This window comes from Shewanella sp. GJ50-10 (genome assembly GCF_055808815.1).
In genome coordinates this window covers 4,344,922-4,361,446 of sequence record NZ_JBVVSS010000001.1, presented here as the reverse complement: position 1 = coordinate 4,361,446, position 16,525 = coordinate 4,344,922, and the positions used below count along the sequence as shown (strand labels likewise).

Sequence of the window (16,525 nt, the reverse complement as noted above, 5' to 3'; positions counted from 1 at the left end):
AGGCTTTTTTATGTCCGAACATAAATAATTAGGTCAAAGCTAAATAGCTAACGCTTTATTGATCCTTGCGTAGTGGGATAAACGTAAGTTTAATAGTTAGAGATATACACGCTGATAATACAATGACACCAGTTTGGAAATTGATATGGAATTAACAATAGCGCGCAAAAAATTAATACTGAATATGGCATTAATGGCTGTACTTGCCATATCTGCTCTGAAAGTGAATGCCGCGCCTTCTTTAAGTCACATGGTGCAAAACGAGCTTGGTGAGCAAGTCAGCTTGAGCGAGTTTAAAGGTAAAGTCGTGTATGTGGACTTTTGGTCGTCATGGTGCGGCCCTTGTCGAAAGTCTTTTCCGTGGATGAACCAAATGCATACTAAATATCAGCAACAAGGTTTGGCCGTTGTAGCCATTAACCTTGATGTTGAATTACCGTTAGCGTTGAGTTTTTTAAAAGACTTTCCCGCTGATTTTGCCGTTCGTTACGATCCAGATAGTGAGGTCGCAAGACTATTTGCACTCAAAGGTATGCCAAGCAGTTTTATTTTTAACCGACAAGGTGAGCTTGTTCAGCAGCATACGGGTTTTAATTTAGATTATCTTGAACAGTATGAGCAAGAGCTCGTGGAGCTATTGAAGTAAGATTAGCTATAGATGGGAGAGTTTATTGCCAATAAAAAACCAGCCATAAGATGACTCATGACTGGTTTGATTGCTCAATTGTTTATTATCCTAAGGCGTGTAGTATGTCGCCGCGCCAGGACCTACAGGGAAGCCTAGAACGAATACCCATAGGAAGAAGAACAAGGTCCAACCGATAAAGAACACGATTGAGTATGGCAACATGGTGGCGATGAGTGTGCCGATACCTAAGTCTTTCTTATAACGACTTGCTACCGCAAGAATAAGCCCGAAGTAACTCATCATTGGGGTTATCAAGTTAGTAACAGAATCACCAATACGGTAAGCCGCTTGAATGGTTTCAGGTGCGTAACCCACCAACATCAACATAGGTACAAAAATAGGTGCTGTCACTGCCCACTGAGCAGAAGCACTACCCAGCATCAAGTTAATCACCCCACACAGCATAATAAACAGCACAAATACTAATGGCCCAGTTAAGCCAATACTGCTTAATGCATCAGCACCAGTTACCGCAAGTACCGCGCCTAGGTTCGTCCATTTAAAGAAAGCAACAAACTGTGAAGCAAAGAACACCAGCACGATGTACATACCCATGGTGCTCATACTATGAGACATGGCGTTGATGACATCAGTGTCTTTATTCATGGTGCCAACAACTTTACCGTATACCAAACCGGGAATCGCGAAACCAATAAAGATGAAGGCAACAATCCCTTTTAAGAAAGGTGAGCCTGCCACTAAGCCTGTATCTGGGTTACGCAATGCGCCCCAATCAGGCACGATAGTTAGGGCTAATAATCCTGAAAACACTAATACTGAAAAACCGGCCATTTTTAATGCATGCTTTTCAGTTTGGGTAACCTTATCCATCTGCTGTTCAGATAAATCATCAGCCGCTTCTGAAACATCGTATTTACCTAATTTGGGCTCAACAATTTTCTCAGTAACAATCGCGCCTAAGGTGGTGATTAAAAACGTCGACACGAACATGAAATACCAGTTTACTTCAGGGCCAACGATATAATCTGGATCAATCATTTGTGCAGCAGCTTCAGTAATACCTGACAATAATGGATCGACCGTGCCGAGTAATAAGTTGGCACTGTAGCCACCAGAAACCCCTGCAAATGCGGCTGCTAGACCAGCTAAAGGATGACGTCCCAATGAATGGAATATCATCGCAGCCATTGGGATAAGCACTACATAACCTAGTTCAGAGGCTGTATTTGAGACAATACCTGCAAACACAATTGTCAGGGTAACTAAACGCTTTGACGCGCCCATGACCAGTAAACGCATAGCGGCAGAAAGCAGGCCTGAACGTTCAGCAATACCTACACCTAGTAAGGCAACAAGTACGGTACCTAGTGGCGTGAAGCCAGTAAAGTTAGTGACGAGGTTTGAGACAATCATTCTCAAGCCTTCGGCGTTCATTAGGCTGACGACGTGGATCAATCCGTCTTCGCTGCGGCCTGAGCTGCCTATTGGTCTTGGATCTGCGACAGTAAGCTCAAAATAGCCTGCGATACCACTGAGAGCGATCACGGCTAAACAGAACATGGCGAATAAGGTAATCGGGTGAGGTAATAAGTTACCTAAACGCTCAACAATATTAAGAAATTTTACGAAAGCCCCACTTGAGGCGAGATCTTGTGGTGTATTGTTGGATGGCGGCGCCCCATTATTAGGTGGCGTAGTATTTGATGACGTAACGGACATGATCTTCCCTTTAGCTTGGCTTAATTATTATGAGTTTGAGATTTTGCCAACTTACAGACTAGCTTATAAATTTTAAATTAAGCTTAAATTAACGATGAAAAAGTTGATAAATAATACTTAACAACAGTTATTCAATCAACGCAACGTAATGACAACTCATTTTAATCAAAACATCTAATAAAACCATGATTTTTTTGTGTAAGGGTATAAAAAACACCCACTACTATTTTGTTTTAGCTTTATGTTTTTTAATGATAAAAAAAATAATATCTGTTTTTTGTTGATGATTATATAGTTTAATCAGTATTTCGTTGTAGCTAAATGTAAAGCATTCATTTTATAAGGTTTTAACCCTGTTTTTTATCAGGTTTTTGACTAAGTTGTAAAATTGTGTGCAATAAAAACACACCGCTTTTAACTGACTAGGATGAACTTTGAACTGATTTGTGGCTATTATGGAGAGGTGAGACAGATAACATTAAACTGAACCGGTCTCGATATCATAGGTGAGTAAATAGTGAATCTAGTGTTTTACTTATTGCTTTGTTCAAGTTACCAGCTGTGATTGATACAAAAAAGACAGATAGTTTTATTAAATAATTATAAGAACAATGAATAAATTACTGAGTTTAATTAACCGTGTTGTTGCTACATATGCCGCTAGCGCCTTGCTACTCGGTAGTGTTTTTGCTGGGTATGAGTCAGAACCATCGGCAATAAAAAAAGCCAAAGTATCCATGACGCCAATGGCAGAAGAAAGTCTTGCTACTGAGTTAAAACCACAAAAATCGCTTTCTCCAACAACGACAAAAATTACTGAAGTGGTACAAAAAGAGCAGCTAGAAAAATCTCCTGAACCAGTAAAACGTCAAGAACGGTACCTTCCCTCTTCTTCTCATACTAAAACGACTCGGGTATCTGTACCTCAGGTTGAAGTTAAACAACAGCAAAAATCTAAGCAAGTACTATTAGCACCAATCGTAGTGCTCCCTGCGGAAGAGCAAGTAAAGCAAGATGTTGAAAGTCGCCTGCAGTTAAAACCTAAAAAGCAGCAGGTACTTCACCCAGCAGTTGTGGCTTTACCTGATGATTTGCCTAAACCTATGTTAGTGCTACAACCTAAAGTTATCTCGCAGCCTGTGGTTGATATAAATACGGTGCAAACTCCAGTTAAATCAGTAAGCAAGCCTAAATGGGTTAAGCCATCAAAAACGGCATCTTTTTCTGATCAAAGCCTGAAGACCAGTAATAAGCCTAAGCGTAAAATCTATCAATATGAACAGGGCGGTATCACCACCTTTTCTAATATCGTACCGGACAGCGCAGATTTTGAAGTGTTACTTTATGACTGCTTTGCCTGCCAAGTGAACTCGCAAGTCGATTGGCACCGTATTCCTTTATTCGCTTCTAAACATAGCGATTATATAACTGATGCTGCAGAACAATTTGATTTAGATCCAGCGTTGATACGAGCAGTTATCCATGCTGAATCTGCTTTTAATGCTAAAGCGCGCTCAAAAGTGGGTGCAGTTGGCTTAATGCAATTAATGCCTGCAACCGCCAAAGAGTTAGGGGTCAGTGACGCCTACGATATTAAGCAAAATATTTGGGGCGGCAGTCAGTATCTGGCTTATTTACTCAAACGCTTTGATAACGATATTGATTTGGCCTGCGCAGCCTATAACGCGGGACCTACGGCAGTCACTAAATATCAAGGCATACCGCCTTATCCTGAAACCCAAGCCTATGTAGAGCGAGTCAAAATACTCTTAAAACGCTACCGCACTGCACTGCAAAGTTAGAGGAACTTATGAAACAAGTATTACAACTCACCAAAACGGCCGCTGCATTGGCTGGCCTCATGTCACTAATCAGTTTTGGCGCGAGTGCTGCGCCAGCACCTTCGCAAGAAGACTTACGCTTATATGATATTGCTGTGGCTCCCAAAGCTGAGCGCTTACATGATGACGTTGCCAAGCTAGTAAGCTTTGGCACAAGGCATACCTTATCGGAAACTAAATCGGATACGCGTGGTATTGGCGCGGCAAGGCGTTGGATTAAAGAAGAATTTGAACGCATTTCAGCTGATTGTGGCGGATGTCTTGAAGTGGTGATGGTCGGCGAAACGGTCACAGGAAAACGAATTCCAGAGCCGACTGAAGTGGTCAATGTTTTTGCGATTCAACGCGGCAAAACTGACCCTAACCGAGTCGTTATGATGAGCGGGGATATAGACTCTCGTGTAACTGATCCGATGAACTTTACTTCAGATTCACCTGGAGCAAACGATAATGCATCAGGGGTGGCTGGCGCATTAGAAGCGGCGCGAGTGCTGTCTAAATATGAGTTTAATGGCACCATTGTTTATGCGGCGTTGTCAGGTGAAGAGCAAGGCTTATATGGTGGTGATGTATTGATTAATTACGCTAAAAAACATGATTGGCAAGTTCAAGCCGTACTCAATAATGACATGATAGGCAATATCGCAGGCATAAACGGCGTGATAAACAATTCTACCGTTCGAGTATTCTCAGAAGGGGTGAGAATTGCTGAAACAGAAGCCGAGGCAAAAGAGCGTTACTTTAGTGGCGGCGAAAATGATTCAGCCTCACGTAATTTAGCCCGAAATATTAAAACCTTGGCTGACCAATACATGACGAATTTAGATGTGATGTTGGTATATCGTCTCGACCGTTTTGGCCGTGGTGGCCATCACTTACCATTTAATAAAGCGGGTATGCCAGCTGTTAGGGTGATGGAAACCAATGAACATTACGATCGCCAACATCAAGATTTACGTACCGAAAACGGTATCGAATATGGTGATGTGATTGAAGGCGTTGATTTTGACTTTAATGCCAAACTAACCGCATTAAATGCGATCAGTTTAGCCTCAATGGCTTGGGCGCCTGCGCCGCCAACAGGCGTTAAGATTGAAGGGATCATGCAACCCGACACTAAAATTCAGTGGAATGATAATAGTGATAAAGATGTTGTTGGCTATCGGGTTTATTGGCGCCTAACGACTGAGTCTGAATGGACTCATAGCCGCTATGTTGGCAAGGTGAATGAATTTATTATGAAAAATATGGTTATAGATAATTATCTCTATGGCGTTGCTGCTGTCGGAAAAGACGGTAATACCAGCCCTGTGGTATTTCCTGGTGCAGCTGGCGCTTTTTAAAAACGTCTTAAGGAGTTAAGCAAAAAGGGGGCTAGAAAGAATGTTAAACAAGGATGTAGACATTGAATAAAATATTAACCTTGCCGGTAATCAATGCGCCGAGTGGAAATATGGTCTCGAAAAGATCCACAGCAAGACGTTTCTGTAGGCCTTTTCAGTGCCTTGATGGGTTTGATTGTTCGTCCTTTTTCTGGCGATAAAGGATGCGTATAGCAGGCTTTATCACCTGAAATTCATTCATTAAAAAGCCACCAATAACGGTGGCTTTTCAATGATCTATTATTGAGTACTTTTAGCTATTTCACTCAGGTATTTTCTATTCAGGTACTTCTAGCTTAACCACTGTTTTTCCGCCACTTTGACCTAGGCAGCGCTCTAAGTAATCTAAAGTTTCTTTAGCAGCGGTATCTAGCTGCCAAGGTGGATTAATCACCCATAATCCTGCAGCTGTCATACCAAAGGCATTGTTGTCTGGCGTAATTGATTGCTCAATTCTAAGTTGATTTTTAATGCCGCTATCAGCCAATATTTTCAGCATAGCTTCAGTTTGCGCTCTATCAACGACAGGATACCAAAGCATATAAACACCTGTTGCAAAGCGTTTGTGCGCCTTAATGATAGCGTGTGCAACATCTTGATAGTCGGTTTTCATTTCATAACTTGGATCTATCAGTGCAACACCGCGGCGCTCTAGTGGAGGTACTGCGGCAATCAGTCCTTTTAAGCCATCACCTTTAACCACACGTATATGTCTGTCTCCAGCAAATTGCTCATCAAGTGAGGCAAAATCAGTACTGTGAAGCTCATGCAATACCATGCGGTCTTTGTCGCGCATGTTCATATCAACAAAAGCAGGAGAGCCAGGGTAATAAGCGAGCTCATCTTCACCTTGGTTGAAGTGTTTTACATCTTCAACATAAAGCTGCAATGACTCAGGTAAATCATCTTTACCCCAAATTTTGGCAATACCATCTAAATACTCGCCGGTTTTTTAGAAAACTCATCGGTCAGGGCATAACCGCCAGCACCCGCATGGCTATCAATGTAAGCCATAGGCTTATGTTTTTTGTGCATAAGTTTAAGCACTTGCAGCAACATTGAATGTTTCAGTACATCGGCATAATTGCCAGCGTGAAAACCGTGACGGTAACTTAACATGAGTGATCCCAGACTAGTTTGAACAGTAATAAACTGTGTAATGAAACTATTATAAGTTTTCTATGGCAACAGGTATAGGTATTCACTACCGCAGGCATTTGGCATAATAGTCACAATCCCATTGAGTCTTGGACATTCCTTTGCAAATACCAGTTTTTTTAATCAGCAATACCCATCTTTAGTTGATATCAGTGAACGCTGGGGCTTAGTGTGGGATAAAGAAGCTGAGTTTGAATTACGCTTCGAGCAAAACACCTTAACCTTACATAAGCGTGACGAACCTAAGCTTGATGGTATCGAAGTCGATTTTGTTTCAGGCGCTGTAGCCCATCGACGTAAATTCGGCGGCGGCCGCGGTCAAACAATTGCTAAAGCGGTTGGTTTGAAACAAGGTATTTCTCCGACGGTTGTGGATGGCACAGCAGGTTTAGGTCGTGATGCTTTTGTGTTAGCGAGTTTAGGTTGCAAAGTCATTATGGTAGAACGTCATCCCGTGGTGGCCGCATTACTTGAAGATGGCCTGCGCCGTGCTTATGAAGATGCAGAGATTGGCGAGTGGATGCGTGAACGCATGAGTCTATTTCATGGTTCAAGTATCGAAGCTTTGGCCGATGCTGCAGCGCAGTCAGGTGAAGAAATTGATGTAGTGTATTTAGATCCTATGTATCCACACCGTGAAAAATCCGCGCTAGTGAAAAAAGAGATGCGCGTGTTTCAAACTCTTGTGGGTGCAGATTTAGATGCCGATGGATTATTAAAACCAGCCCAAGCATTGGCAACAAAACGTGTGGTCGTAAAGCGCCCAGATTATGCTGAAGACTTAGATGGCGTAAAACCGAGTATGGTGTTGGCACAAAAGAAAAACCGCTTTGATGTCTATGTTAAGGCAGCAATGAAATAAATTAAGCAATAGATTTATACTAATATGTTAGATGCTGCCTGAATACTTGATGATGAAAAATACAGACCACGGCATTAGCTTTGAACAAAGTTTCTTTTTAGTTCTACGGTGTATTGAGTTTAGAGTGTGAAATTATCCGGCCTAATAAGTGGTTTTAATATAAAGAAAATATTGCTGCAATTTGGCTAGTTAATTTCTTATATTCATAAAGATATTTGTTTTCTATGTGCCCACATAACAGTATCGGCCCATAACGGTAGCACCCAGACGCCGCTGTCATCATCTTGATAAAGTTGCCTAAGCACCACTTGTTCACTTTTGAGTACATTTTTACGTATTTCTCGATATATCGTCGCTGATTCTTTTGATATCTGTTGTGGGCTAGTAAATGAATGTTCTTTTATGTCCACTATAAAAGTGTTAATTGTTTTGCCATCAATGTCGTTTTTCGTTCGCTTAAAGTCCCCACTAAATTGATATCTAATGGAAATTTCTTTAAGCATATCATCGGTGATACACGCTGCAGCAACTAAGGTTCCTCTGTTTTCTGAGTCATAAATCATCGATAAACGTACATCAGCTCGTACTATATTTTTGTTATCAGAATAGTAGTACACATCAGCACGATATACGTCCTCCACTAAGTCTCTTTCACTCGTTTCAAATTTATCGAGCAAGATTTTATTATAGGTCACTTGCTCCATTCTTAATTTTGTATCAGCTAACCATTGAATATCCAACGGTGTACTGAGTGAATTGGCTGAGCGAACAAGATTTAATGGCTGTTTATCGATACAGGTTTCATCAAACTCGTTGCATAGTGAGATCGATTCATAACGTTCATTCCCGAAGCTATATATCTGTTTTTCTGAACCGTTATCAAAAATTTGGTCGTAATTAAACCAATCGGAAATGGCATCGCTAGAGGTGCTCATTCGCAATGGTTGATTGTCGAGCTTTACGGTATGAAAAAGTGTCGGAGATTTTGCTAAAGAGAATTTTTGCTGCGTTATTGCTGCAATATCTGGTTTCGCCAATATAGAAAGGTTATTGACAACCGTTCGTAGGCTGCCAGAGAAATGTAACCCTGCAATAAGCATAATAATGCCAACCACTGCACTAGAACGATAAAACAACGGCTTATTGAATTTTAATCGGCTATTAAATTCGGATGATGTTAAGTCTGGTAGCAGCTCTGTTGAGGCTTGTGGGTTATTATCTTGAAATGATGACGCTAGGTCTTTTTGCTCTTCAATAATACACAGGCTATATCCGTATCGAGGAATATTTTTTAACTCGACATCGCTCTGAGTGACTAACTTTTTTCTTAAACTACTTATACACTGCGTCAATGATGAAGGCGCAACGACTCTTCCAGGCCAGCCTGCTGAGTTTAATGATTCTTTGCTTACCATTTCTCCGATATGACAGACTAAGCACTTCAATATTTCTAATTCAGCAAGCGAGAGTGGATTACGGCTTGAAGATTTAAGATCGACTAAGTCTCTCGCATCTAAATCAATAATTAAATAATCTGTAATTTTCACAGGTTAACCTCTCTGCGTGCCTTCTGCGTTACTTTTCATTGACAATTGTATCCGATCTAAAAAACGGTAAACCGGAGCAAACAAATGTTTCGGTTAAAAAAATGAAACTATGTAAAAAACTGTGACCAAAATAAAAAGACCCTAGCAAAATGCTAGGGTCGAATAGTTGTAGAAAGAAAATCTAGTTAAGTTTATGAGATTCTTTCAAATTGCTAAGGTCATGACACACAGAACAAGATTCTTCACCCGTGTATTCATTTAGAGTAACCCCGAATTGGGCACCATTTTGCTTCATATGAGCGATAACATCGGTACGTACTTGACGACGATCTTCACCTGTTTCAGCAGCACGTTTACCATGACAGCTTAAACATACCGCTGCAGTTGGTGATACGTAGGCATCTGCTTTAGCATCCACTGCGTAACGGCCGTTGATTGGGTTATTAGGATCTGTATAGGTATCCATGTAGTCTAAATCAAGCGCTAATGGTTTGCGTCCGACTAAGTATTTTGCATCAAAGCTGTCGCCCTTGTGACACTTAGCACAGTTAGCTAAATCTGCTGAGTATTCAACATTACGTCTCCATCCTTCACCACCTTGGTTAGCGCGATTGTTAGCATGCATTGAGTGAATCCAAACTTTTTGATCTGGATGGCTCATTGTTAGCTGCTCGACGAAATCTTTGTCACCTTGCTTAGTGTGAGCGTTACGCAGCACTTGGGTTGGAGGTACGTTAGCATTATGACAAGCCATACACTCTTCAGCCGCATTAGATGCAGTAGTCCAATCTCGTTCTGCACGAGGCAGTATGTTTTTAAGTAAGATTTGCTCTTCACTATCAACATTACCCGAGACACAAGTTGTACCGTGATATTCACCGTCACCCGCTTTAGAGTGACAATTACGACAGTTAAGCGTCATTTGTACAAAGCCATCTTCTGATGTGGTTGTACCATGACAATCACCACACAATTCGTTAGTTACGATTTCACGACGTGGACGCTCAGCTATCAAACCCTCATTATCAAAGAACTCTAACCAGTTGTAACCCGCGGCACCGTTGCTCCAGTCAGTTTGGCCATCACAATCCATAATTTTTTCACCATTGGCATCCATACAGAACCAAATACGTGGTGTGACGATACCGTAGTTATCATTTAGGTTGCCTTCAAAATCGTCTTCCATATCGAAAGGACCAATTTCATAAGTCGTTTTACCATTTTCGTAGTTAAGTACGATTGGGGTATCAGAGTATCCTGGGTATGGACCTTTATTCGTATGAACTCGTAAAATTTTACCTCGGCCAGCTGCAACATCTTCACCGCGGCCCATGCCCATGTCCTGGCCACCCCAGTTGATATAGAACTCGGCATAATAGAGATATTTAACTTTATCGAGCTGTTCGTTACGGCTGACGCCATCTTTATCCAAAATATCGACAGTCAGTTGAACGTATGATCCTGGTTTAGCTTTGTTAGCTTCAGCTTCTGGGGCTGATACCATTTTAGCGTCTGTGACAGTAAGATGCAGATTGGCACGGCGTTCATTTTGACCTTGATAAGTTGATAAATGTACTTTTTCAATGATGTCAGGAGTATGACAGTTAGCACACTGAGTGTTATCAGCATATGGCCAGTGATTGATACCTTCTTTAAAGTTGACACTTGTGTGACAAGTTACGCAGGTTTCTGCCGTAGGAGTCATTTTCCAGTTGGCAAAATCAGTGGCTTGTTCATTTTGTGAGTGACAGTTGTCGCAGCCGCCCACTGGTGCAGGGATTACACCAATATGTACTTCATGCGCGAGCATTGGGAATACTTTGCTGATATCACTAACTTTGTTGTCAGTATGGCAGGCGACACAAGTTTCAATTTCGGTGTATTTACCTCCATGTATAGTGAAATCATCATGACAACCCGCACAGTTTTGATTATTCACAACATTCTTGCTGTAAATCGCCTCTTCACCTTGAGCTCTAAAATCAACATGTGTATTAGCGTAAGATACCTCTGTTGAGCCAACTGACTCCCCACCTGTCCGCAGAACCAGTCTTAGTGTTTTTTCATCGTTAATGGTAAAGGCTGATTCAGTAGTGACATCTTTTTCAAAGCGGTAAGTGTAAGTACCATCTTGATTATCGACGAGAGAACCACATGCCGAATACTTACTCGCTGGGCATGCTTCAGAACTGAGCAATGTCCAAGTGTTTGCGTCGCCATCAGTGCCTTTATCTAATCCGGAGAGAATAAAACCAAACTTATCCAAACCGACGACAGGCAAATCCTTCTCATTCGTTACCATAAACGTTACATCTGATTGCGTACCGACAGCAATCTTGTCAACGGCGACAGTTAAACTATCTGCATCCGTTGCAACAGGTATTCCAGGTGTTCCAGGTGTACCGGGTGCACCATCTTTACCATCTTGGCCATCATCTCCAGAACAACCTCCTAGGGCTAACCCAATGAAGGTTGCTAATATCGCAACTTTTAAATTAATTTTTTTCATCATCTGCTCCACTTACTTTTATTTCGTCCTCTATATTGAGGTGGCGTAAATGTAACTAAACTTTGAAAATTAAAGCGTGATGGTTCCGGTTGTATTTATTGGGAAAACTCGCGATGTGATTTTGGTCGCAAATTTAAAGCTATTTGTTCACCTTGCGTTATCCGTGTGTTGTCAGCTTGTTTTGCTTGGGGGTGTTTTGAGTTAAGGGTTTAATCTTAATTGCGACAGATATCACTAAACAAATCCACAAAAGATAACAAAAGTCTGATTAGTTCCCAATAGCTAGGATTTATGATTAAAACTGCAATTTGGTTCTCGATATAATTCACTCAGTACTACTTCCTCCTGTGTTTTCCCACGGTAAATGACTTACTGTGATGACTAGTTTATGCAAATTAAAAACGGTAACGAAGGCTTACCTTGCCGTTTTATTTTAAATATGCAGATTTAGACGTCTAGGGTTTATTAAAACCAGTCCAAGCATTGGCAACAAAACGTGTGGTCGTAAAGCGCCCAGATTATGCTGAAGACTTAGATGGAGTAAAACCGAGTATGGTGTTGGCACAAAATAAAAACCGCTTTGATGTTTATGTAAAGGCGGTGATGAAATAAGTATTATAAAAAACCGCTTTGATAAGGGAGGACAAAGCGGTGGGATAAAGTGATGATGAAAAAGGACAAGCTATATTCTGAATCGTAAACCGATACTGAGTGAATCTTCAGAGTAATCATCGCCAAAGGTCGCAGGCTCATCGCCATAAACAGCACCTTCTACGTAAAACGAAAGTGATTCAGTATGGTGGTAATTAACACTGCCAATTATTAATGATTGAGTGTCATCGTTGTATTCATCTTCGTATGTTTTGTGCTGGTATGAAACAGCAAAATCAAACTGTTCGTAACCATATTTTACTGCGCCGACGTAGGTATCTTCAGATTTATTAAATGCATTCTCATTTATTTCAATCATGCCAGCGAGAGTTAAGTTCCCCATTTTATAATCAGCACCAAGAGAATAGCGCTCGTAATGGTTCTCTTTTTCAACTGCAGGGTAGGCTTTATTGACTCTGACGTAGGCCGCACTGGTGTTTAATGTCGATGAGTTATAAACAACACGTGCGGTAACAATATCGTCATTAGTACCATTGTCGTCTTTAGGGGTAACAATTGATGCGACAAATTTTGCTTTGCCAGAACCGATATTAATAGACGGTGTTGCGTAAGCTAATATATTGGTTGAGTATGCCGCTTGCTCCCAAAGCATTTTATTTCGGCTAGCAAGCTCGTTGTTATTTGACTGGTGAACATCGACACGTTTATAAATATCACCGTAAACACCTGAGTAACCATTACCAACAACTAATACCCCGTAGTCAGTAATCAATAATGCTCTGGCGATATTCACTTCAAGGTCGTTTAAACCTTTGTCGCTAAAGTTATCTGAATACTGTGCTTCAATTTCATACTTAACTTTAATGCTGTCAGTCGCGTACATACCACTCGCGCCAGCTTTTGCGAGTTGAGCTTCGGTTTGAAAATCTTTACCTGATTGCCAGACGACTTGCCCTTGGCCTTCGCCGTAAAAAGTATTACTGAAATCACTGGCTTGGGCCGCTGTCATACCACCAAAGGCTGCGATGCAGGCGATTGCTAAATGTTTAATTTTCATCATAACTCCAGAGCCACCTAGTCCTCTAGGTGGCTATATATGTGAATGGATTACCGAGTGAATTACTTGCTAAATGGTGGTGTCACTACTGTAGCGCGGTATCCTGGTGCACCTGGTGCCATACCGTGAACCCAAATCTCAACTGAAGGCTCTTTTTCGCCGTGCTCAATTTCTACGATTTTACCAATGGTTTTACCCGCATATAGACCCGTACTCATTGATGCAATCAAGTTTGAGTCTTTGTCTGGGTAGTACTCACTGATAGAGGTAACTGGTGAGTAGAACTCGTAGCCACGCTCTTTACCATACTGCCAAGTTTGTTGAACCGTCATTTTCTTCTGGTCAATCTTGTACTCAACACCACGGGTGTACTTGTCTTCTGGCATTAGAGGCTGTTCGTTGAAACGACCGTCACCATTATCTAGTACGAATAGGTTAAAGTTGCGCTTACCTGAATCTTTACCGATATAAGCAGTGTGCTGAGTCCAAGTGAAGTCGAATTCGCTTGGATCTGGACATTTGCCCATTTCAGTACATTCAATCTTGCGGCCACGGCTATCAACTGGTTGTAGTACTTTCTTCGCTAGCTCACCTTTCCAACCACCGCGAGCACTTAGAATCCACTTAACTTCGTTGTCTTTACCAATCTTAATGTTTGCTGACTGGTGACGAGAAGAGATGATAAGAGAGTCATCATTTTCATCGTAACTGACCGAGTTAACGTGTACCCAGTTACGACCTGTACCCACACCTGGAACGTCGCCGTATGGTGCGTTACGTAATTCTTCGTCTGTTGCTACTTGGTTAGCATGGTCAGCATCTACGTTTAGACATACTGCACCCATATCTAGCCCTTTAAGGGTGATATCGCGGAATGGATCAAGAATGGTGTTTAAATCCCACTCGTGTACCACTTTACCTTGTTGGTCAACTTCGATGATGTGGTCACGTACGGTATTAACAAGGTCGCCCATGCTGTTTAGGTAGTCTTTTTTCGCTACACGGATAATCATATTGCCGTTTGGACGGTGATGAATATCATGTGAGAAATCAGAGTAGTTACCTGGTAAGTCACGAGAGAATACATGCTCACCCATTAAGCTCATGCGGTGATAAGCTTGACCAGCACCCCAAACTAAGTCTTTACCGACTTGTTTAAGACCCATCACGTAACCCGTTTTACGGTAGTGGTTAGCGTCACGGAATGCTTGATAGTCCATGTACCAACGAAGGTCGCCGTTAGTATCGTACATGCTCAATGTTGGTGAACGATCCCATAATGCTGCACCTGGAGAACCTGGGTTGTTATGGCTGACGATTGAGCGTTGCGAACCATCACCGAAACCATCCACTAGGTATAAACGGTCTTTAAATTTCTCAGTTGCTTTAACAACCACTTCGCCTTGCATATAAGAAGTTCTTGCATTGGCTTGTGGGGTAAATTTAACACCACCAGTACGCATGTTGAATACGTGAGACTTGCTTTCGCCATTCTCTTTCCAGTCAACTTTTACTTTGTTTTGGTAGTCAGGGTATAGACCAAATACTGGGATACCTGAGTGTTGAAGTAATTCAGTTTTAGCGACTTCATAATTGATATCAATACCGTTTTTTCCTTTGGCTAAAACGGTCACTTCAACATCGGTTAGCGTGCGTTGTGAAGGGATATCGATAATGGCTGTTAGCGGTGCTAAGCCATACTTATTCATATGAACAACACCGATAACTTCACTGCCATTTGAATACACTGCCATTCCTCGTGTAGATTTTAGTGAACTCCCAACTTTTGCTGCTTCAGCATATTGGGTGATCCCCATACAAGTTACAGCCGCGACGAGCATAGCAATATTTGATAATTTCATTGTCACTCCAGTATTTATTTAATTGTTTATGTTGAATATTTTTTATTACTTTTTACTTACTAATTTTTTGATTTATTTGGCTTTGAACTTCTTAGCAAGACTCGCTAACCAACCAACGGTTGCAGCGCCTAGGCCGACGATGAAGAAGCTGTATGCGATGATGCAGTACTGAGCCATATTCAAGCCAAGTAGTGTCCAGTCGTCTTCACCACAGATACCTGATGGTTGGAATTCAAATGGGAACCACTCATGTAGTGGTAAACCTAATGGGAATGTTGGTTCAGTTGAGCAAGCAACACCGCCGCCACCTGAAGCAAATAAGTCACCACCAACAGCCATTGCAGCATCTAAGGCGTGAGCATTGTCATGCAGAACAGCTAACTCAATTGACCAAGCCATACCTTGACCAACGCCGTACCAAGCTAGGTACATACCAATGAGTTTCAGGTAAATATTGCCTGGCTTGATTGCCATAATGAGGCCTGCAAATAAGATGCAGAACTGGCTATAGCGGATGTAAACACAAATCTCACAAGGGTCCATTTCTAAGAACCATTGGAAGTAACCCATTGCAGATAGGATTAAAAAGCCTGCTGCGCCACCCATTAGCAACCATAACCAACGTTGTTCTTGCCACTCACTTAATGTTTGGATTGGAGCAGACTTTAAGTCTGTAAATCCTTGTTTAAAATCGACCATGATGTGAATCCTTTTTATTTAGTCGCTAACTCAGCAATTAATTCATCTAGCATTGGCATAGAGCGGATTGAAGAGGTTTTGATGAGGTACTTTCCGTTAACAACAAGCGCTGGAATACCTTGGATTTTTGCGATTTCGATTCCGCTATCCCATTTTGTAATGAGTGCTTTAGCTTCAGGGCTTGCTGCTTTTTGTTTGAGTTCAGTAACGCTGGTATTTAGCTCTTTTGCGGCAAAGGTGTAGACTTCTTCACCGTTTGAGAATTTCTCATTGGCATCATGATATTTAGCGTAAAGTGCCATTTTAAGTTTTGTGTACTGGGTGTTGCCCATTATCTTTGCTGCGGCTATGACGTCAGTTTTTTCTTTTCCAAATGGTGGTTTTGATGTGATGTGGTAAGCGTCGTACCCCATGTCACTTGGTAAGTTCTTCACCATGTTAGGGATTACAGCAACTTCATACTTGTAGCAAAATGGGCAGTTAGCTGAATAAACCTTTACTACTTGGTTTTCAGATTTGAATGATTTATCACCTAATTCAATGTAGTGCTCACCGGCATTGAAGTTGCCTGCGGCTGCGGAAAGTGAAAAGAATAAAGTGCTAAGAGTAAGTATTTTTTTTAGCATGG

11 protein-coding genes and 2 pseudogenes are annotated in these 16,525 nt (G+C 41.5%); 5 read left to right on the top strand and 8 right to left on the bottom strand.

The genetic code is table 11. The annotated features are described in order from the left end of the window. Positions 1 to 145 precede the first annotated feature (145 nt). On the top strand, positions 146 to 646 hold the full coding sequence (locus AC0L4E_RS18415) for a TlpA disulfide reductase family protein (RefSeq protein WP_473680886.1): 501 nt from the start codon (positions 146 to 148) through the stop codon (positions 644 to 646). A 90-nt stretch (positions 647 to 736) separates the two neighbouring features. Here the strand turns inward: AC0L4E_RS18415 and AC0L4E_RS18410 are convergent, their stop codons facing one another. Then, complete coding sequence (locus AC0L4E_RS18410) at positions 737 to 2,368, bottom strand: AbgT family transporter (RefSeq protein ID WP_473680885.1); 1,632 nt, start codon at positions 2,366 to 2,368, stop codon at positions 737 to 739. A gap of 611 nt (positions 2,369 to 2,979) precedes the next feature. Between AC0L4E_RS18410 and AC0L4E_RS18405 the strand changes: the two genes are divergently transcribed. Both AC0L4E_RS18405 and AC0L4E_RS18400 read left to right on the top strand, forming a co-directional pair. Beyond that, on the top strand, positions 2,980 to 4,170 hold the full coding sequence (locus tag AC0L4E_RS18405) for a lytic transglycosylase domain-containing protein (RefSeq protein WP_473680883.1): 1,191 nt from the start codon (positions 2,980 to 2,982) through the stop codon (positions 4,168 to 4,170). Positions 4,171 to 4,178: 8 nt separating this feature from the next. Next, positions 4,179 to 5,552: a M28 family peptidase gene (locus tag AC0L4E_RS18400; protein ID WP_473680881.1), complete on the top strand. Its 1,374-nt coding sequence runs from the start codon at positions 4,179 to 4,181 to the stop codon at positions 5,550 to 5,552. A 316-nt stretch (positions 5,553 to 5,868) separates the two neighbouring features. Here AC0L4E_RS18400 and AC0L4E_RS18395 read toward each other — a convergent pair. Then, positions 5,869 to 6,710, bottom strand: a pseudogene (locus tag AC0L4E_RS18395) (23S rRNA (adenine(2030)-N(6))-methyltransferase RlmJ). A gap of 121 nt (positions 6,711 to 6,831) precedes the next feature. Between AC0L4E_RS18395 and AC0L4E_RS18390 the strand changes: the two are divergent. Further along, a complete protein-coding gene (locus AC0L4E_RS18390; protein WP_473680879.1) occupies positions 6,832 to 7,611 on the top strand; it encodes a class I SAM-dependent methyltransferase in 780 nt (259 codons plus the stop codon). A gap of 203 nt (positions 7,612 to 7,814) precedes the next feature. Here the strand turns inward: AC0L4E_RS18390 and AC0L4E_RS18385 are convergent, their stop codons facing one another. Beyond that, complete coding sequence (locus AC0L4E_RS18385) at positions 7,815 to 9,158, bottom strand: winged helix-turn-helix domain-containing protein (protein WP_473680877.1); 1,344 nt, start codon at positions 9,156 to 9,158, stop codon at positions 7,815 to 7,817. A gap of 181 nt (positions 9,159 to 9,339) precedes the next feature. Next, the gene (locus AC0L4E_RS18380; RefSeq protein WP_473680875.1) at positions 9,340 to 11,667 is read right to left on the bottom strand and encodes a multiheme c-type cytochrome; all 2,328 of its coding nucleotides are present in this window, start codon (positions 11,665 to 11,667) and stop codon (positions 9,340 to 9,342) included. Positions 11,668 to 12,126: 459 nt separating this feature from the next. Between AC0L4E_RS18380 and AC0L4E_RS18375 the strand changes: the two are divergent. Further along, a pseudogene (locus AC0L4E_RS18375) lies at positions 12,127 to 12,279 on the top strand (class I SAM-dependent methyltransferase); the annotation flags it as partial. A gap of 70 nt (positions 12,280 to 12,349) precedes the next feature. Here AC0L4E_RS18375 and AC0L4E_RS18370 read toward each other — a convergent pair. The 4 genes from AC0L4E_RS18370 to AC0L4E_RS18355 all read right to left on the bottom strand — a co-directional run bounded on the left by AC0L4E_RS18370 (position 12,350) and on the right by AC0L4E_RS18355 (position 16,523). Then, positions 12,350 to 13,339 (bottom strand): porin, encoded by a 990-nt coding sequence (locus AC0L4E_RS18370; RefSeq protein ID WP_473680873.1) that lies wholly within the window; start codon positions 13,337 to 13,339, stop codon positions 12,350 to 12,352. Between the two features lie 59 nt (positions 13,340 to 13,398). Further along, complete coding sequence (locus tag AC0L4E_RS18365; RefSeq protein ID WP_473680871.1) at positions 13,399 to 15,198, bottom strand: aryl-sulfate sulfotransferase; 1,800 nt, start codon at positions 15,196 to 15,198, stop codon at positions 13,399 to 13,401. A gap of 72 nt (positions 15,199 to 15,270) precedes the next feature. Beyond that, entirely contained in the window at positions 15,271 to 15,897 is a 627-nt protein-coding gene (locus AC0L4E_RS18360; protein ID WP_473680869.1) for a disulfide bond formation protein B, read from the bottom strand. A 14-nt stretch (positions 15,898 to 15,911) separates the two neighbouring features. After that, a complete protein-coding gene (locus AC0L4E_RS18355) occupies positions 15,912 to 16,523 on the bottom strand; it encodes a thioredoxin domain-containing protein (protein WP_473680867.1) in 612 nt (203 codons plus the stop codon). Positions 16,524 to 16,525: the final 2 nt, after the last annotated feature.

Bases quoted from the DNA above. Each gene is read 5' to 3' on its own strand.
- AC0L4E_RS18415 (WP_473680886.1), top strand. From the start codon at position 146: ATGGAATTAACAATAGCGCGCAAAAAATTAATACTGAATATGGCATTA.
- AC0L4E_RS18410 (WP_473680885.1), bottom strand. From the start codon at position 2,368: ATGTCCGTTACGTCATCAAATACTACGCCACCTAATAATGGGGCGCCG.
- AC0L4E_RS18405 (WP_473680883.1), top strand. From the start codon at position 2,980: ATGAATAAATTACTGAGTTTAATTAACCGTGTTGTTGCTACATATGCC.
- AC0L4E_RS18400 (WP_473680881.1), top strand. From the start codon at position 4,179: ATGAAACAAGTATTACAACTCACCAAAACGGCCGCTGCATTGGCTGGC.
- AC0L4E_RS18380 (WP_473680875.1), bottom strand. From the start codon at position 11,667: ATGAAAAAAATTAATTTAAAAGTTGCGATATTAGCAACCTTCATTGGG.
- AC0L4E_RS18370 (WP_473680873.1), bottom strand. From the start codon at position 13,339: ATGATGAAAATTAAACATTTAGCAATCGCCTGCATCGCAGCCTTTGGT.
- AC0L4E_RS18365 (WP_473680871.1), bottom strand. From the start codon at position 15,198: ATGAAATTATCAAATATTGCTATGCTCGTCGCGGCTGTAACTTGTATG.
- AC0L4E_RS18360 (WP_473680869.1), bottom strand. From the start codon at position 15,897: ATGGTCGATTTTAAACAAGGATTTACAGACTTAAAGTCTGCTCCAATC.
- AC0L4E_RS18355 (WP_473680867.1), bottom strand. From the start codon at position 16,523: ATGCTAAAAAAAATACTTACTCTTAGCACTTTATTCTTTTCACTTTCC.